Origin of the sequence: Streptomyces lothianensis (genome assembly GCF_047779955.1) — a bacterium.
GTDB lineage: Bacteria > Actinomycetota > Actinomycetes > Streptomycetales > Streptomycetaceae > Streptomyces.
In genome coordinates this window covers 1-16484 of record NZ_JBLMKT010000030.1, presented here as the reverse complement: position 1 = coordinate 16484, position 16484 = coordinate 1, and the positions used below count along the sequence as shown (strand labels likewise).

Below are 16484 nucleotides of genomic sequence, written 5' to 3'. Positions count from 1 at the left end.
GGAGCAATCCACCCCTGTCCGGGAGGACCACTTCACATGGCCAAGATCATCGCGTTCGACGAGGAGGCACGGCGCGGTCTCGAGCGCGGGATGAACCAGCTCGCCGACGCCGTCAAGGTCACCCTTGGCCCCAAGGGCCGCAACGTCGTCCTCGAGAAGAAGTGGGGCGCCCCCACGATCACCAACGATGGTGTGTCCATCGCCAAGGAGATCGAGCTCGAGGACCCGTACGAGAAGATCGGCGCCGAGCTGGTCAAGGAAGTCGCCAAGAAGACGGACGACGTCGCCGGTGACGGTACGACCACCGCCACCGTCCTCGCCCAGGCGCTCGTCCGCGAGGGCCTGCGCAACGTGGCCGCCGGCGCCAACCCGATGGCCCTCAAGCGCGGCATCGAGACCGCCGTCGAGGCCGTCTCCGGCGCCCTGCTCGACCAGGCCAAGGAGGTCGAGACCAAGGAGCAGATCGCTTCGACCGCCTCCATCTCCGCCGCCGACACCCAGATCGGCGAGCTCATCGCCGAGGCCATGGACAAGGTCGGCAAGGAAGGCGTCATCACGGTCGAGGAGGCCCAGACCTTCGGTCTGGAGCTGGAGCTCACCGAGGGCATGCGCTTCGACAAGGGCTACATCTCGGCGTACTTCGCGACCGACATGGAGCGCATGGAGGCCGTCCTCGAGGACCCGTACATCCTCATCGCCAACTCCAAGATCGGCTCGGTCAAGGACCTGCTTCCGCTCCTGGAGAAGGTCATGCAGTCCGGCAAGCCGCTGCTGATCATCGCCGAGGACGTCGAGGGCGAGGCCCTGTCCACCCTGGTCGTCAACAAGATCAAGGGCACCTTCAAGTCCGTCGCCGTCAAGGCCCCGGGCTTCGGCGACCGCCGCAAGGCGATGCTGAACGACATCGCCATCCTCACCGGCGGCGAGGTCATCTCGGAGGAGGTCGGTCTCAAGCTGGAGAACGCCTCCGTCGAGCTGCTCGGCCGCGCCCGCAAGGTCGTCATCACCAAGGACGAGACCACCATCGTCGATGGTGCCGGTGACAGCGAGGCCGTCAACGGCCGCGTGAACCAGATCCGCGCCGAGATCGAGCAGTCGGACTCCGACTACGACCGCGAGAAGCTCCAGGAGCGCCTCGCGAAGCTCGCCGGCGGCGTGGCGGTCATCAAGGCCGGTGCCGCGACCGAGGTCGAGCTCAAGGAGCGGAAGCACCGCATCGAGGACGCCGTGCGCAACGCCAAGGCGGCCGTCGAGGAGGGCATCGTCGCCGGTGGTGGCGTGGCCCTGCTGCAGGCCTCCTCGGTCTTCGAGAAGCTGGAGCTCGACGGTGACGAGGCCACCGGCGCCAACGCCGTGCGTCTCGCCCTGGAGGCCCCGCTCAAGCAGATCGCCGTCAACGGTGGTCTCGAGGGCGGCGTCGTCGTGGAGAAGGTGCGCAACCTCTCCGTCGGCCACGGCCTGAACGCCGCGACCGGTGAGTACGTCGACATGATCGCCGAGGGCATCATCGACCCGGCGAAGGTGACCCGTTCCGCGCTGCAGAACGCCGCCTCCATCGCCGCGCTCTTCCTCACCACCGAGGCCGTCATCGCCGACAAGCCGGAGAAGGCCGCCGCGGCCGCTCCGGGCGGCATGCCGGGCGGTGACATGGACTTCTGATCCTCGCGGATTGGACGTTCACCGGCTGCGCGCAGCAGTCGCAGAGCAGTACGCAGTACCAGGGCGGCACTTCCCGTATGACGGGGGTGCCGCCCTGGCGCGTGTGCGGCGGCGGTGGCCGTGGTGCGCAGGGCCACCGCCGCCGTGGCCGTGGTGTACAGGGCCACCGCCCCCGTGGCCGCGTGCGGCCTCAGCAGACGCTGCGGTACGGCACGTCCGCCGCGTACAGCTGCCACTCCTCCCGCGTGATGTCGCGCCCCGCCTTCTCGCAGATCGTCTCGGCGAGCGAACCGGGATCCAGGTCGAGTGCGTGGACGCGGCTGCCGTTGAGGGCGACGAGGGTGCTGCCGCGGAAGCCGAGCGCGGAGATGGCGATGCCGGTCGGATCGATGGGCTTGCCCAGGCCGGAGCGGCTCTCCAGGTCCCAGAGCTGGACCGCGCCTCCGTTGTTGCCGACGACGGCCGCGAGGAACCTGCCGTCCGGTGAGAAGGCGGGAAGGCGGATCTCCTTGCCGTGGTGCGTTCCGCCCTGCACGGTGCTGCCCGGTACACGCGCCAGTCGCTCGCGTACCTCGCCGTCCCAGAGTTCCAGCCAGCCGGACTCCTTCAGCACGGCGAGGGTCTTCCCGTCCGGCGAGAAGAGCAGGGCGCCGGTGGTGTCGCGGTCGAACCCGGCGACTTCGCGGACCTTCCCGCTGTCCAGGTCGAGCACATCGCCACGGTCCGTGACGAGGCTGCGGCTGTCCGGGCGGAACGCGGGCGCCCAGGAGATGTTCCGGAAGCTGTGCACCTTCTTCCGCGCCCGGACGTCCCATACGTCGAGGTCGGAGCCTTCACCCGAGGACTGCCCCGCCGCCTCGTGCAGGGCGTAGGCATGGCTGCCGTCCGGGGAGAGGCCGATGTCGAGCACATCGCGCCCCTGGGGCACCGGGACGTCCCACAGCTTGCGGCTGTTCTCGGTGTCCCAGACGGTCACGAACTGGTTGATGTCCGCGTCCATGTCGAAGAACGCGGCGAAGCGGCCGCCGGTGGACAGGGTCTGCGGGCTGCGGGGAATCGCCACCTGCATCTCGGGAATGTGCAGCGGGATCCGCTCGCCCTTCACCTCGCCGGTGGTGAGGTCGATCAGCTGGTGGTACACGGGGAACGTGTTCTCCTCCGTCGTCACCAGGCCGACGGTCCCGTCGGGGGAGACCGCGACGCCGTACGTACCGGTGCGCTGCGCCCCGCCGTCGAGAGCCGCCGATACGTCGAGCCGTATGACCCTGTTCCCGTACGAGGTCACGTACGCGAGGGTCTTCGAGGACTCGTCGAGGACCGCGTGCCGGATCAGCGTGCCGTCGAAGTCCTCGCCGATGCCGCTCGGGATGTGCAGCAGAACGCTGCCCGAGGCCACATCCACGAGCTTGATGTCGCCGCGCTGCGGCGCGTAGGCGAAGAGGCGGCTGCCGTCGGAGGACAGCGTGGCGTTCCATCCCACGCGGTCCTTGGAACTGCCCAGCGAGACCTCGTTGACCCGCGTTCCCTCCGCGGTGTCCCAGACCTCGTGCACCCCCTGCGTACCGGCCATGACCACCCTGGAGCTGTCCGCGCTGAAGGAGACACCGCCGCCGCACCCGCTCCGCCCGCTCGCGGCCTCGAAGGCGGGCAGGATGCCGGTCGGTGTGATGCGTGAGACCGCCAAGGGCGCATTGCCTGCGATGTCGCAGTACGCCACGTAGCGGCCGTCCGGGGACAGCACATGGCCGGCGATTGCGTTCCACTCCGCGAGTATCCGGCCGTCCGGTCCCAGGAGCACACTCCGTTTGGGACCTTGGTGCACGCCGCTGTCGGTGAACAGCGCGTGGCCCTTGTTGCTGAGCGCGGCGAGCCGGGTGTCGTCCGGTCTCGTGAACTTTGCACCCGTGGGCTTGCCGTCCCGCGTGGACACCAGCCGGTAGGTACGGGCGCCCTCCTGCGGCTCCGCGACGAGGCGCCCGTCGGGGCTGATCGCCGGCGGATTGTCGCTCCGGGGATCGGTGAGACCGTTGGGGAACGTGACCCGCGGCTTCTCCGCGCCCGCCACGCCCTTCGTCAGATCCCAGACCTTGGCCTCTCCGGGGCGGTAGGACACCAGAGCGTCCGCCGAGCCCAGCAGCAGCTCGCCCGACGCGGAACCGAAGGCCTGTTCCGGCAGCGGGATCGCGCTGAACGCCCGCTGCGTGGCCCCCGCCGCGAGCGCCGCCCGTGCCTCGGGCACCTCGGCGATCCGCCACGCCGCCAGGCTCAGCAGCAGTGCCGTGTCCGGCTCGGTGTTGCGCAGGCTCTCCGCCGCCTGCGCCACCGAACGGGCCGTCGCCTGCGCCTGGCGCTGCTCCGCCGTCTCGCGCTGCCGACTGCTCTCGCGCGCCTGGAACACGCCGAAGACCCCGCCGAGCAGCGCGAGGGCGGTCAGCCCCGCAAGCCCCGACAGGAGCCGCCGCCTGCGCCGCGCCGCGCGGGCCGACTCCGTCTGGGCCGCCGCGAGGAAGCGGACCTCCAGCGGGTTCGGGCGCAGCTGGAACGGGGCGGTCGGCAGCCACGTCAGGAAGTCCTGCAGCGCCGTGCCGTGCGGCAGGTCGTCCGCGCGCTCGCCGTGCACGGCCCACGCGCGCGCCGCCCGGCCCAGCGAGCGGTGCAGCACCAGGCCTGCGCGGTCGGCGGCGACCCAGTCGTGCAGGCGGCGCCACGCGGGGACGAGCGCCGCGCTCACCGGGCGGACGGATCCGTCGTCCGCGCCCGTCAGCGCCCCGGACTCCAGGAGCCGGTCGACCGCGAGGCGCGCGGGGCGCTGCTCGCTGTCGGGCCGGCCCTCGTACAGCTCGGCCCGGTCCACCGTCCGTACGGAGTCCTGCGAGCCGTCCGGCGCCTCGCCCGGCACGACCATGCGCAGCATGAGCTGCTGGGCGGCGAGCTGGGCGTCGGGCGCGAGCGCGGCGAAGGCGGCTTCGGCGCGCTCACCGAGTGCGGGGGCCGCAGCGGCGGCGGGGGCCGCAGTGCCGGGGTTGCCGCCCGCTTCGCCCGAGCCGCCCGCTTCCCCGGATCCGCCCGCTTCCCCCGATGCGCCTGCTTCCCCCGAGCCGCCCGCGTCCTCACCGGGGCCCGCCGCCCGCCTGGCCCCGGCCTCAAGCAGCGCCTGCCGGGGATCCGCCGTCTGCGGCAGCTCTCCGACCAGCCCGAGCACCAGTTCCGCCGCGGTCGGCCGCAGGCCGGGGTCCTTGGCGAGGGCCGCCGCGATCAGGGGCCGAATGCGCGCCGGTATCGCCGACAGGTCCGGGTCCACGGAGGACGTGCGGTGTGCGACCTCCCCGATGTGCTCCCCGCGGAACGGCTCGTCGCCGCTCGCCGCGTACAGCACGACCGCACCCCAGGCGAAGACGTCGGATGCGGCGGTCGCCCGCGCACCGGAGAGCACCTCGGGTGCCATGTAGCCGAGCGTGCCGAGCAGGGCGCCGGTCGCGGTGAGCGACATGTCGGGGGCGCGGGCGATCCCGAAGTCGATGATCCGCGGGCCGTCCGGGCCGAGCAGGATGTTGCCGGGCTTCAGGTCGCGGTGGATGACGTCGGCGTGGTGGATCGCCGCGAGTGCGGTGGCGGCGCCGGTGGCCAGCCGCAGGACGGCATCGGAGGCGAGGGGGCCGCGGCCGCGGACCTGCTCGGCGAGGGTCGGGCCGGGCACGTACTCGCTGACGATGAACGGAACGCCGTCGCCCGCGGAGACATCGAGGATCCGGGCCGTACAGAACGAGGCAACCTTGCGCGCGGCCGCCGCCTCGCGGCCGAACCGCTCCCGCACCCAGTCCTCGGCGCCCCGGTGCAACGCCTTCAGCGCGACCCGCGACCCCTGGCCGTCGTACGCCTCGTAGACGACTCCCTGACCGCCGGCGCCGAGCCTCGAGGCCAGCCAGTACCCGCCGATCCGCTCGGGATCGTCCGACTCCAGTGGAGTCCCCAACGTGCCGCCCCCTTGACGAAGTTGGGCCCGCCCGGAAGGAGGCACGGGCCAAGGCCCGGCTGATCTTATCCAGGGCGGTGAGGGAGGGCCAGGGACGGGACGAGGGCGCGAGCGGACGTGCAAGGGATCACATCGGATCCGTGGAATGCCGGACCGGTCAAGGCAGTTGGCGACCTTGGTGACCGATCCGCTCCCCATCCAGGAGGCTCCCGTGACACTCGATGCCGATACGACACTCGATGCCGATACCGAAGCCGCAGCCCTGACCGACGTCGGATCCCGTGCGGCGGACGTACTCGCACGGCCCGTCACGCTCAACGGTCTGAACCTCGCGAACCGGATCGCCATGGCGCCGATGACACGGCAGTTCTCGCCGGGCGGTGTCCCGGGCGAGGACGTGGCCGGGTACTACGCGCGGCGGGCCGCCGCGGGGGTCGGGCTGATCATCACCGAGGGCACGTATGTCGGGCATCCGTCCGCCGGGGAGAACGACAGGGTTCCGCGGTTCCACGGTGCGGAGCAGCTCGCGGGGTGGAAGGGCGTGGCCGACGCGGTGCACGCGGCGGGCGGGAAGATCGTTCCGCAGCTGTGGCATGTCGGCATGGTCCGCAAGGCGGGCGAGCCGCCGTTCGCCGACGCCGAGCCGATGGGGCCCTCGGGCCTGTACAAGCCGGGCGCCGAACCCACCGGCAAGGCGATGACGCAGGCCGACCTGGACGCCGTGATCGCGGCCTTCGCCGAGGCCGCCGCCTCCGCGGAGCGCCTCGGCTTCGACGGCGTCGAGATCCACGGCGCCCACGGCTACCTCCTCGACCAGTTCCTCTGGTCGGGCACCAACCACCGCGAGGACGCCTACGGCGGCTCCGTCACCGCCCGTACCAGGTTCGCCGCAGAGATCGTGGCGGCGGTGCGCGCGGCCGTCTCCGAGAGCTTCCCGGTCCTCTTCCGCTTCTCGCAGTGGAAGCTGCAGGACTTCACCGCCCGGCTGGCCGAGACACCCGAGGACCTGGAGGCGATGCTCGCCCCGCTCGCGGCCGCGGGTGTGGACGCCTTCCACGCCTCCACGCGCCGCTACTGGCTGCCGGAGTTCGAGGGCTCCGACCTCAACCTGGCAGGCTGGACGAAGAAGCTCACGGGCAGGCCGACGATCACCGTCGGCTCGGTCGGCCTGGACGGCGAGTTCGTCAACGCCTTCCAGGGCCAGGGCTCCTCGCTGCGCGGCATCGACGACCTCCTGGACCGCCTGGAGCGCGAGGAATTCGACATGGTGGCGGTCGGCCGGGCCCTGCTCCAGGACCCGCAGTGGGCGCAGAAGGTCCTCACGGGCCGCACCTCCGCCCTGGCGGCCTACGACGCGGCCTCACTGCAGACGCTCAGCTGACGGAGGCACGAGGAGTTACGAGAAGCCACGCGTAGCCACGCGTCGCCACGAGGAACACGCACACACCGGATGTCTACGGCCGAACGCGGCGCAGCACGCCGCCTACGCCCCGCCGCCGTGGTCGGCGCGCTCATGCTGGGTGCGTTCGCCTTCAACACGACCGAGAGCCTGCCGATCGGCGTGCTCGGGCTGATCGCGGACGATCTGGACCAGTCGCTGACCGCGGTCGGCCTGCTTGTCTCCGGGTACGGGCTCACCATCGCCGTCGTCTCGGTGCCGCTGGCCAGGGTGACCCGGTCGGTGCCGCGGCGGCTCGTCCTGTGCGTGCTCCTCGCGGTGCTCCTGCTGTCCAGCCTGGCGGCGGCCGCGGCCCCCTCGTACGGGGTGCTGCTGGCCGCCCGCCTGGTCACCGCGATGGCGCAGGCGCTGTACTGGGCGGTGATGGGGCCCGCGGCGGCCACCCTCTTCCCGCCCGAGCAGCGCGGCCGCGTCATCGGCGCACTGACCGTGGGCGGCTCCCTCGCCGTCGTCCTGGGCGTGCCCGGCGGCACCTGGCTGGGGCAGCACACGAGCTGGCAGGTGCCCTTCCTGGTGGTGGGTGCGCTGGCCGTCCCCTGCCTCGTGGTCATCGCCACCCTGCTGCCGAGCTCCCGCCCGGAGGAGGGACACGCGGCGTACGGTGTCGCACCGGACGGCCGCCGCTTCGTGGTGGTCCTCGCCGTCACCGGCCTCGCTGTCACCGGCGCCTTCGCCGGCTTCACCTACATCGCCTCCTTCCTCGTGGACGAGAGCGGCTTCGCCGCCTCCGCCGTCAGCAGCCTGCTGCTGCTCCTCGGAGCCGCCGGCATCCTCGGCGTCACGGTCTACGGGCGGCTGCTCGACCGCTTCCCGCAGGCGACCCTCACCCTCCCCGTGACCACCCTGGCCCTGGCACTGCTCGGCCTGTACGTGGCGGGCGGCTCCCAGGCCGTCGCCGTGCTCATGCTGGTGCTCTTCGGCGCTTCCCTCGGCCCGGTCTTCATGGCGACGCAGTCCCACGTCATGCAGGTCGCGCCCGGCCGTACGGAGACCGCGCTCGCGGCGAACGCCGCCGCCTACAACGTGGGTGTCGCGGCGGGCGCCCTCGGCGGCGGTCTGCTGCTCTCCCTGATCGGCCTGCGCGGCACGTTCCTGGCCGGCGGGCTGATCACGGTCTGCGCCGCCCTCCTCCTGCTCCACGAGCAGCTCCTGCGCCCCCGCCGGGCCCTGACCCCGGTGAAAGCGCACGTCAAGGGGTTCTGAGCAGGATCTGAGGTGCCCGGATTGTGAGATTCTGCACCGCCTGAAGGTCTGGGCAGGGACCAAAGTCCTTGTCTAGGGTCCTCACGGTCGACGGAAGCCTGCCTTCCGCTCACTTCGCGCCCGGCGGCGCCTCCCCCTCCCGTACGTGATCCGTACACGGGTGTGCCACCGGGCCGATGCCCCGACTCACGAGGAACCGGGATTCCCCCCATGATGAGCACGCTGGAAACCTGGGTCATCGACATCAACGATGTCTTCTGGACCTATCTCCTGATCCCGCTGGTGGCAGTGGCCGGCATTTGGTTCACGCTGCGCTCCAAGGGCGCGCAGCTCCGGCTTGTCCCGGACATGTTCCGGGTCTTCAAGGACAAGACGACCTCCGGCGTCAGCCCCTTCGGCGCCTTCACCATCTCCGCCGCCGCCCGCATCGGCACCGGCAACATCGCCGGTGTGGCCACCGCCATCACCATGGGCGGCCCCGGCGCGGTCTTCTGGATGTGGATGATGGCCCTGATCGGCGGCGCCTCGGCGTTCGTCGAATCGGTCCTGGCGCAGCTGTACAAGGTCCGCGGCCGTGAGGCCGGCACCTACCGCGGTGGTCCCGCGTACTACATGGAGCGCGCGCTCGGAAAGCGCTGGCTCGGTGTCGTCTTCGCCGTCCTGATCACGCTGACCTTCGGCTTCGTGCTCACCGCGGTCCAGTCGAACACGATCACCGTGGCGACCAAGGGCTCCCTCGACACCGACGCCGCCTGGTTCGCCCCGGCCCTCGGCATCGTGCTCGCCGTACTGCTCGGGCTCTCCGTCTTCTTCGGCGTCAAGCACCTCACCAAGGTCACCAAGGTCCTGATCCCGGCGATGGCGGGCCTCTACATCGTGATGGGCCTGCTCGTCGTGGTGCTCAACCTCGGCAGCATCCCCGGCATGCTCGCCGACATCATCGGCGGCGCCTTCGGCTTCCGCGAGATCGCCGGTGGCGCGGTCGGTACCGCGATCCTGCAGGGTGTGCGCCGGGGCATGTTCTCCAACGAGGCCGGTATGGGCTCCGCCCCGAACGCCTCCGCCGCCGCCGAGACCACCCACCCGGTCAAGCAGGGCCTCGTCCAGACGCTCGGCGTCTACTTCGACACCCTGGTCATCTGCACCGTCACCGCCTTCGTGATCCTCTCCGCCAACCCGGAGCTGGGCACCCGCGGCGGCGCGGACGTCACCCAGTCCGCGTTCAGCGGCGCGCTGGGCGACTGGGCCGGACACCTGCTGACCTTCGTCGTGTTCATGGTCGCCTTCAGCTCCATGATCGGTAACTACTACTACGGCGAGTCCAACATCGAGTTCATCACCCGCAGCAAGGCCGCGATGACCTCGTACCGGATGGTCGTCCTCGCCTGCGCCGTGCTCGGCGCCGTCGGCTCCGTCCCGCTGGTCTGGAGCCTCGCGGACGTCACCATGGGCGCGATGGTCCTGGTCAACCTGCTCGCGATCCTGCCGCTGTCGGTGATCGCCTTCCGCCTCCTGGACGACTACCAGGCACAGCGGCGCGCGGGCCTCGACCCGGTCTTCACCGTGGACCGGGTGCCGGGCCTCAGGGGCGTCTCGGTCTGGGGCGCGGACGCGTCCACGACCGACTCCGCGGACGCGGCGCACGAGAAGGTCTCGGCGGCCTCGCGCTGACGGACCTCTCGCACCAGCACAAGGGCGGCCTCCCCGACGGGGGGCCGCCCCTGCTTATACGCCGACGGGCTCGGCGGAGCCGACGGGCTGGGCGGACTCGGCGGGCTGGGTGGGCCGGGGCGGGCAAGAGGGCCCGCCCCGCTCACCCGTGGGCGCGGCAGAACGCGCGCACCGTCTCGTTGAACCCCTCCGGCGCTTCGAGGTTGCTCATATGCCCCGCACCAGGGAGCACCACGAGCTCGGTGTCCGGGATCGCCGCCTCGAAGGCATGCGCGACATCCAACGGGGACCGCGCGTCGAGCTCGCCCCACAGGAGCAGCGTCGGCACCGTGACCGCGGGCAGCAGATCGTGCAGGTCCGTCTCGGCCATCATGAACAGCTGCGCCCCCATGGTCTCCGGCCGCACGTCACGGGCCATCGCCTCCAGCAGCGGCACGAACGCGGCGGGCGGATCCCCGGCGAACAGCCCCGGTACCGTCGGATCGAACTGCCCCCTGGGCACCGCCAGCATCCGCTCGGTCCCCTCGACCCGGGCCGCCACTTCCTCCGGCGGCAGCGAACCCTTCCACCCGGCGTACGTATCGGTCAGGATCAGCGTCCTGACCAGCTCCGGATGTTGGCGGTACAGCTCCAGCACGACCGTCCCGCCCCAGGAGAGCCCGGCGACATGCGCCGGACCGAGCCGCAGCGACTCGATCACGGCGGCCAGGCAGTGCGCGAAGTCCGCCAGCGTGAAACCGGGCGGCAGATCCGAGGAACGCCCCGCGCCCGGCTCGTCCCAGGCCACGACGGTGAACTCGTCGGCCAGATCCACGAGCTGCGGCTCCCACATCCGCCCGTCGAGCCCCGCCCCGTGCACGAACACGAGCGGCGGCCCTTCCCCCACGCACGCGTAGCCGACCTCCACGCCTCCGACCTGAACCTTGGCCATGAGACCAGGCTAGGGGCGGGTGCGGGCGGTGTCGCGGCGGCTGAAGGGTGGGTGCACCGAGCCGGTGGCACCGGTCAGCGTCATTCGGCGTAGTCCTTGAGCTTCTCGGTTTCGAGGGTGATGGCGACAGGGGACGGGAGCCGCACGGTGGCGCCGTACGCGTACTTGGGATGCTTCTGATACTTGCCGTCGCGGGGCTCGCTGAAGACGACGAGGCTGTCGGCGTCGCGGTCGATGAGCAGGTAGACGGGGATCCCGGACTCCGCGTAGGCGCGGCGCTTCTCGATCCTGTCGCGGCGGTCGGTGTCACTGTCGTGGGAGGTGACCTCGACGATCATGAGGACGCCTTCGGTGGAACCCCACTCGCCTTCCTGCCCGACGAAAAGGTCGAGAGGTGCGAGCGCACCGTCCGCTCTGGCCCGCCCCGCGCGGTAGGTCTTCACGTGGAGCCCCTGCTCGGGGTAAAGCGCCAGTTCGGGACGCTGCTGCATGCACTGCCGCATCAGCCACATGACGATGGCCCCGTGGAGGAGGTCGGGCACGGGCTTGACCCTCAGCTTTCCGTCGATCAGTTCCAGCGTCACGGTCTCCGGCGCCTTCCGGGCGAGCTCTTCGAAGTCGTCGACATCGATCGGGCCGTGCTTGACCACGACCCGCCCGTTGATGAATTCGAGCGAAACCGTCTCGGGCGCCCTGCGGGCGAGCTCCTCGAACTCTTCGATCGACATGTCAGGGCGGTCAGTGGCGCTGGGGGTCATCGGATCGCCTCCTCCCCTCCATCGTGCCCCGCAGCGGCGACGGATGTGCAGAAGGCTCATGTGCGGCTCCTGGCAGGTGTCGGGGTGGCCGCAGCCGCGCGGATCCTCGCCGCGTGGGCGCGTACGGCCGTGGGTGGCAGCGGGGAGGGGGTGTCGGTGGGTGGTGGGGCCTCGCCGAGGCACTGCGCGCACATGCCGCCCCGCAGGGCCTCCGGGCGGGCCGGGGCGGTGCACTTGGCGCATTCCGCCATGCGCAGGACGTGCGGGACCGGGCGCGGTACGGGCTCGGGCGGCAGCTTGTCCGTCAGGCGGCGGTGGACCAGTCCGGCCGGGCTGTGGACGGGGGACGGGAGCCCGGCGGTGAGCGCCCGGTTCAGGTCCGCGTCCGTGGCGCCGCGCTCGAACCACTCGGTGACGAGGGGTGCGAGGCGCAGGCACTCGCTGTGGGAGAGGGAGAGCGCCGGGGCGGTGTGGCCGAGGGCGGCGAGGAGGACGTAGGCGCGGTTGAGGGTGGGGGGAGCGTTGCGCTCGGCGGTGGTGTCGGGCTGCCGTGCGGACGCGGACCCGCCGTCCGCGGTCGGCCCGGCCGGTACGTCGCCTCGTACGAACGCCGTCCACCAGGCGTCGTCACGCGCCGTCCGGGAGAACCACGTACGGGTGACCCACTGGGCGCTGCCCGATCCGCGGACGTGTTCGCGCCCGCGCCTCAAGTGCCCGGCCCGGTGGAGGTTGTTGAGGGCGGTCCTCAGCGCGCACTGCCCGTACGGAAGGTGCTTCTCCAGCGTCTTCACGGAGATGTCGGACCCGTCGGGCAGCCGGTCGATGTACCCGGCGATCGCGCGCTCGCGCTTCGGAAGGTGCGTGAAATCTTCGCGTCCGCGCGGAAGTTGGTCCGGTGCGGAGCGTTTTCCGTAGCCCGGGGAGGACATCGGGTGCGGGGTGGGATGCGCGGAGGGCGCGGCAGCACTAAAGTTGGCGTCAGCCATGGGATCGAGTCGCTTTCGATCTTGTTGGTCAAACCCCCGCAGGTGTTGTCAGCACCTGGCGGGGGTTGTTCGTTATCTGGGCACGCTAGAGCGTCATCACACTGCGTGGCAAGTCGAACGCGAAAAGTGTGCTCGGCTGCCAACTCGCAGGGAGGGAGGGTGGGTTGAGGCCCACACCCATTCCGAACAAGCAGGGCTCGGGGCTCGGAGCTTGAGCCCCGGGCGGGCCTACTTGAGGTCGTCGACGAAGGCGGACCAGGCCGCCGCCCGGAACACGAGCTTCGGGCCGTCGGGGTTCTTCGAGTCGCGTACGGGGACGAGGCCGGGGTGATCGTCGGCGACTTCCAGGCAGTCGCCGCCCTCGCCGTCGCTGTACGTGGACTTGCGCCAAGCGATTGTGCTCTGCTCAGAGAGTTGGCTCTTGGGGTTCATGGGCGTAATCCTCCGCCAGCGAGTCGATCAAGGCCAGAGATTGGCGCGGGGTGAGCGCGGCGGCCCGGACCAGATCGTAGGACAGCTCCATCCTGGCGACCGCCGCTGGATCATCCAGCAACCGACTTGCCATGGGCGCTTCCACGAAGAGGAGTGGAGGGGCGTCGTCGAAGTACATCAGCTTCAGGGGGCCGTGCTGAGCGGCGTGGCTGCCCGCCGTGAACGGCAGGACCTGAACGATGACCCGGCGCGAGCGGATCAGCCGGGCGACGTGATCCAACTGGTCGGCCATGGCGGACGTGCCCCCGACCGGTCTGCGGAGGGCGGCCTCGTCGATAACGGCCCACAACAACGGCTTTGTTGGATCGTCGAGGAGCCGCGTGCGCTCCAGCCGATTGGTCAACAGGTCCTCGATGGCCTGATCCGATGCGGTGGGCTGGTAGTCCAGGAAGAGTGAGCGCGCGTAGTCGGAGGTCTGGAGAAGGCCGGGGATCAGCATCGCGCCGTACTGCCTGATCTCGATGGCGAGCGCTTCCGCTTCCGCCGCCTCCGCGAATCGCTCGGGGTACGGCGACTTGTTCGCCTTGGTGCAGTGGCGAAAGAAGAAGTCACCCGTGTCGAGCGCCTCGTCGATCCTCCGAGCCATGTCGGGCAGGATGCGCCGCGCGCCCGATTCCATCTGCCCTACATACGAGCCGCTGACGAACAGCAGCTCACCCAAAGCTTGTTGGGTGAGGGGTGCCCTTTCACGGGCGTGGCGGAGTTCTTCACCGATCAGGATGCGCCGGGACGACGGGTCGGGATCTCGTGGCTTGCCCATGGGCTCAACCCCCGTCCAGCAGAGCGGTTTGTTGGGACGCCGTCCCTACCGAGCGTAGCCGCATACGGCCACGCTGGGTGAGCAGAACGGAACAACCCGTGCAACCGAGGAGAGGTGCTCATGACGATGACGGGACCCGACCCCACCCGCGCCGCCGAGGAGGCCGTACGCGAACTCGCGGCGCAGCTGCGGGCGGCGGGCGTGACCCTGCCGTCGCTGCGGCTCGACGGACCGAGCCTCGCGGCGGTCTACCCGCGTCCGTTGATCGACCTGGGGCGGTGTGACGTCGACACGGCGCGCCGTCTCACCGCCGTCCTCAAGGGGGCGCGGTGAACGAGGGTGCGCCCGTGCCCCGCGTCGGGGCGTATGCCGTGGACAGCCGGACCGGTGCGGTCGGCCGGGTCATGGGCCGCGAGGGCGGCTACGTGCAACTGCGTCCGCCCGGCGGGGGCAGGGAGTGGGACTGTCCGCCGGGGAACGTCGCGGCCGCGCCCGAAGATGTGCTGAAGGCGCGGGTGCGGGAGGCCAACCGGAGGGGGCGTCCATGAAGGAGGCGTGCGCCCGCCGGGAGTGGAGCAGGGTGTGGCGGCGAGGCGCGGAGGGCGAGGTTCGGTGCGGTGCTCACACGATCGTGGGACGCTGGGGAGTGCGGCTGCGGGCCGCGTATGCGTCGATCTACGTTCGGCCGCGTCAGGCCAGTGAAGGAGGGACTCGCGATGACCGCTGCGATGGTCGAGCCCGACCAGACGCCTCAGGGTCGCCCGTGGGACTACCTGCTCCAGTCATGGCGCGAGGTGGACGCGCCTGAGGGCTGGCGCGCAGAGATCGACGAAGGGCAGATCGCCTTGGTACCACCGCCCCATGCGCTGCACAACCACATCGCGGAGATGGTGCAGCGTGGGCTCTACCGGAACCTCCCCGATGATCTGGGCATCTACCAGACCCTCGGGCTGCACATCGCACCGCTGGACAAGCTCTACGTGCCCGACCTGGTCGTCGTTCCGTGGGAGCTGACCGCGAACGCCGACCCGGACACCAACGACCCGGTCGACGCGGCCGAGGCACTGCTCGTCGTCGAGATCACCTCGAAGGGCAACGCCAGGGACGACCGTACGAAGAAGCTGTGGGCGTACGCGCACGCGCCGGTCCCGGTCTACGTGCTGATCGACCGCTTCGACGAGCACGGCCCCACCACGACCGTGTGCACCGAGCCGCTCAACGGCGCGTACAAGCACACCGAGCGGATTCCCTTCGGGGAGACGCTCTCGCTGGGCGAGCCGCTGAGCACCGACATCGACACCGGCCGCTTCCCTCGCTGAGACCCGCCGACTGAGGTCGGCTGACCGCCATCGGGGTGATGCCGGCCGGGGGTGAGCTGCCGTTCGGCGGCGTGTCGCGGGTGGGGTGAGGTGTTCGTGGCGTGTCCGGGCGTCGACAGGCGTCCGGTTTATACATATTTTCAGCTATGAATAATGTGCGTTCAACGCGCCGTGGAACTGTCACGCGCCGAAGAGCCGTATCGGCGTCGGCTGCCGTGGCCTGTGCGGCCGTACTCGTCGGTCTCTCCTCCTCCTGGGGGTTCGCGGACCCGCTGCCGGGCGGGCTCGGGCCATGCCTGGGCGACAACTGCCCCGATCCCTATCCGGACGTCAACAACGGGTCGATCACCGGCCGGGACAACAACATCAATGTGTTCGTCGGCGGGGACTTCCTCGTCCGGCAGGCCGCCGCCGAGGCCGAGGGGAAGGTGGTGGTGCTCGGCGGTTTCGACATGGACAAGGCCGCCACGGCCTCGCAGGTGTACAACGTGGGGGTCGCGGGGGTGGGTTCCCGGGTTCCGCCGGACGACGGTACGGACTTCCTCACCGTCGGCGACGACCTGAGCGTCGCGTCGGGGCAGCGGCTGCTGGCGAGCGACGCCTCCGCCTCCGGAGTCGTCCGGTACGGCGGGAGCCTGTCCGGCACCGTGGTGCCGGAGCCGGTGTCGGATCCCGGCGCGGTGGATCCGTACCAGCAGCTGCGGCTCGACCTGACGGCGGCGAGCCAGTGCTACGCGTATGACAACGGGGAGCCCAGGAAGGCGACGGGCACCGCGGTCAACAACGGGGACACGACCGTCTTCACCGGTGACGGCACCTCCGCGATCCAGGTCTTCAACGTGGACTTCGACCTGGCGAGCGGCAGCGGCGGCCAGCAGGGGTTCGCCTTCGAGGACATCCCGGAGGGTGCGACCGTCCTGGTCAACCTCACCGGCGAGGCACGGACGATCAACACCTACATCGCGGGGCTCCCGGACGGGCTGCGTGAGCGGACGCTGTGGAACTTCCCGGACGCGACCGCGGTCGAGCTGACCGGGACCGGGCAGTTCGCGGGCAGCGTGCTGGTGGGCAACGCGGGCAGTACGACGACGCTGTCGCTGCCCGGGGTGAACGGGCGGTTCTTCACGGCCGGTTCGCTGACGCACACGTCGCGGGAAGGGGGCGGGGGCGGGCAGGAGCTGCACGCCTATCCGTTCAACGGCGACCTGCCGACTTGCACGGATCCGTCGCCTTCCCCGGACCCGGATCCGTCGCCTTCCCCGGACCCGGATCC

Annotated in this window: 14 protein-coding genes; 8 read left to right on the top strand and 6 right to left on the bottom strand. The window is 70.8% G+C overall.

From position 1 onward, the window contains the following. Positions 1-36 precede the first annotated feature (36 nt). Positions 37-1659, top strand: a complete 1623-nt coding sequence (gene groL, locus ACLF6P_RS10630) for a chaperonin GroEL (protein WP_415949739.1) — start codon at positions 37-39, stop codon at positions 1657-1659. 190 nt (positions 1660-1849) lie between these two features. On the opposite strand, the gene ACLF6P_RS10625 is transcribed toward groL, so the two are convergent. Continuing rightward, on the bottom strand, positions 1850-5632 hold the full coding sequence (locus ACLF6P_RS10625; protein WP_415949738.1) for a WD40 repeat domain-containing serine/threonine protein kinase: 3783 nt from the start codon (positions 5630-5632) through the stop codon (positions 1850-1852). Positions 5633-5843: 211 nt separating this feature from the next. On the opposite strand from ACLF6P_RS10625, the gene ACLF6P_RS10620 reads away from it, so the two are divergent. The 3 genes from ACLF6P_RS10620 to ACLF6P_RS10610 all read left to right on the top strand — a co-directional run bounded on the left by ACLF6P_RS10620 (position 5844) and on the right by ACLF6P_RS10610 (position 9965). After that, a complete protein-coding gene (locus ACLF6P_RS10620) occupies positions 5844-7013 on the top strand; it encodes an NADH:flavin oxidoreductase (RefSeq protein WP_415949737.1) in 1170 nt (389 codons plus the stop codon). Between the two features lie 69 nt (positions 7014-7082). Beyond that, entirely contained in the window at positions 7083-8294 is a 1212-nt protein-coding gene (locus tag ACLF6P_RS10615) for an MFS transporter (RefSeq protein ID WP_415949736.1), read from the top strand. Positions 8295-8507: 213 nt separating this feature from the next. After that, entirely contained in the window at positions 8508-9965 is a 1458-nt protein-coding gene (locus ACLF6P_RS10610) for an alanine/glycine:cation symporter family protein (protein WP_415949735.1), read from the top strand. A 142-nt stretch (positions 9966-10107) separates the two neighbouring features. Here the strand turns inward: ACLF6P_RS10610 and ACLF6P_RS10605 are convergent, their stop codons facing one another. The 5 genes from ACLF6P_RS10605 to ACLF6P_RS10585 form a co-directional block, all read right to left on the bottom strand. Continuing rightward, positions 10108-10896, bottom strand: a complete 789-nt coding sequence (locus ACLF6P_RS10605; RefSeq protein ID WP_415949734.1) for an alpha/beta fold hydrolase — start codon at positions 10894-10896, stop codon at positions 10108-10110. 80 nt (positions 10897-10976) lie between these two features. Next, positions 10977-11654, bottom strand: coding sequence for a Uma2 family endonuclease (locus ACLF6P_RS10600; RefSeq protein ID WP_415949733.1), 678 nt, complete (start codon positions 11652-11654; stop codon positions 10977-10979). Between the two features lie 56 nt (positions 11655-11710). Continuing rightward, positions 11711-12640: a hypothetical protein gene (locus ACLF6P_RS10595; RefSeq protein ID WP_415949732.1), complete on the bottom strand. Its 930-nt coding sequence runs from the start codon at positions 12638-12640 to the stop codon at positions 11711-11713. A gap of 228 nt (positions 12641-12868) precedes the next feature. Continuing rightward, positions 12869-13072 carry a DUF397 domain-containing protein gene (locus tag ACLF6P_RS10590; protein ID WP_415949731.1) on the bottom strand — a complete coding sequence of 68 codons (204 nt, stop codon included), beginning with the start codon at positions 13070-13072 and terminating at the stop codon, positions 12869-12871. Next, positions 13047-13892: a helix-turn-helix domain-containing protein gene (locus ACLF6P_RS10585; RefSeq protein ID WP_415949730.1), complete on the bottom strand. Its 846-nt coding sequence runs from the start codon at positions 13890-13892 to the stop codon at positions 13047-13049. Before ACLF6P_RS10585 ends, ACLF6P_RS10590 begins: the two co-directional genes overlap by 26 nt. A 120-nt stretch (positions 13893-14012) precedes the next feature. On the opposite strand from ACLF6P_RS10585, the gene ACLF6P_RS10580 reads away from it, so the two are divergent. From ACLF6P_RS10580 to ACLF6P_RS10565, 4 genes are all read left to right on the top strand, one after another. Further along, positions 14013-14225 carry a hypothetical protein gene (locus tag ACLF6P_RS10580; protein WP_415949729.1) on the top strand — a complete coding sequence of 71 codons (213 nt, stop codon included), beginning with the start codon at positions 14013-14015 and terminating at the stop codon, positions 14223-14225. Further along, positions 14222-14440 (top strand): hypothetical protein, encoded by a 219-nt coding sequence (locus tag ACLF6P_RS10575; protein WP_415949727.1) that lies wholly within the window; start codon positions 14222-14224, stop codon positions 14438-14440. The genes ACLF6P_RS10580 and ACLF6P_RS10575 overlap by 4 nt, the downstream gene beginning before the upstream one ends. A gap of 168 nt (positions 14441-14608) precedes the next feature. Beyond that, a complete protein-coding gene (locus ACLF6P_RS10570; RefSeq protein ID WP_415949726.1) occupies positions 14609-15211 on the top strand; it encodes a Uma2 family endonuclease in 603 nt (200 codons plus the stop codon). A gap of 215 nt (positions 15212-15426) precedes the next feature. Next, a partial coding sequence (locus ACLF6P_RS10565) for a choice-of-anchor A family protein (RefSeq protein WP_415949725.1) occupies positions 15427-16484 on the top strand: 1058 nt, incomplete at its 3' end.

Bases quoted from the DNA above. Each gene is read 5' to 3' on its own strand.
- groL (WP_415949739.1), top strand. From the start codon at position 37: ATGGCCAAGATCATCGCGTTCGACGAGGAGGCACGGCGCGGTCTCGAG.
- ACLF6P_RS10615 (WP_415949736.1), top strand. From the start codon at position 7,083: ATGTCTACGGCCGAACGCGGCGCAGCACGCCGCCTACGCCCCGCCGCC.
- ACLF6P_RS10610 (WP_415949735.1), top strand. From the start codon at position 8,508: ATGAGCACGCTGGAAACCTGGGTCATCGACATCAACGATGTCTTCTGG.
- ACLF6P_RS10605 (WP_415949734.1), bottom strand. From the start codon at position 10,896: ATGGCCAAGGTTCAGGTCGGAGGCGTGGAGGTCGGCTACGCGTGCGTG.
- ACLF6P_RS10600 (WP_415949733.1), bottom strand. From the start codon at position 11,654: ATGACCCCCAGCGCCACTGACCGCCCTGACATGTCGATCGAAGAGTTC.
- ACLF6P_RS10595 (WP_415949732.1), bottom strand. From the start codon at position 12,640: ATGGCTGACGCCAACTTTAGTGCTGCCGCGCCCTCCGCGCATCCCACC.
- ACLF6P_RS10590 (WP_415949731.1), bottom strand. From the start codon at position 13,072: ATGAACCCCAAGAGCCAACTCTCTGAGCAGAGCACAATCGCTTGGCGC.
- ACLF6P_RS10585 (WP_415949730.1), bottom strand. From the start codon at position 13,892: ATGGGCAAGCCACGAGATCCCGACCCGTCGTCCCGGCGCATCCTGATC.
- ACLF6P_RS10580 (WP_415949729.1), top strand. From the start codon at position 14,013: ATGACGATGACGGGACCCGACCCCACCCGCGCCGCCGAGGAGGCCGTA.
- ACLF6P_RS10570 (WP_415949726.1), top strand. From the start codon at position 14,609: ATGACCGCTGCGATGGTCGAGCCCGACCAGACGCCTCAGGGTCGCCCG.